This is a genomic window from Streptococcus suis, assembly GCF_002960445.1.
GTDB classification, from domain to species: domain Bacteria; phylum Bacillota; class Bacilli; order Lactobacillales; family Streptococcaceae; genus Streptococcus; species Streptococcus hyiners.
This window is the reverse complement of the sequence record NZ_POJD01000290.1, coordinates 1-387: the sequence shown is the minus strand read 5'-3', so window position 1 is coordinate 387 and position 387 is coordinate 1. Positions and strand designations below refer to the sequence as shown.

Here is a 387-nt window from a genome sequence, read left to right as displayed (position 1 = left end):
GGTGTTGACTTTGGGCAGAATCCTACAGAGGTAGATTACGCAGCCATTTTTTATGCTCGACGTCCATTACTGGAGAAGGTAGTTGCCAACATGAAGGCACAAGGCTTGCCAGAAGATTATTGGATGTTCTTAGGGGAGAATGACTTTTGGATTCATACCTTTGCGGAGTATATGGCTATAAAAGAGCATTTTGATCTCAAACCTTGGACAGAGTGGGAAGATCAAGGGGCGCGCTTACGTTACCACGATACCTTGGAATATTATCGTCACTTGTTGGCAGATCGAATTGATTATCACCGCATTACACAATATTTATTCTTTTCACAATGGAAGGCTTTAAAGGCTTATGCCAATGCCAAAGGTGTTGAGTTTGTTGGGGATATGCCG

General features: G+C 42.9%; 1 protein-coding gene. It reads left to right on the top strand.

The window, feature by feature from the left end:
* Positions 1-387: 4-alpha-glucanotransferase (locus tag C1G53_RS10345; protein WP_192873126.1), on the top strand; the 387-nt coding region annotated here is incomplete at both ends.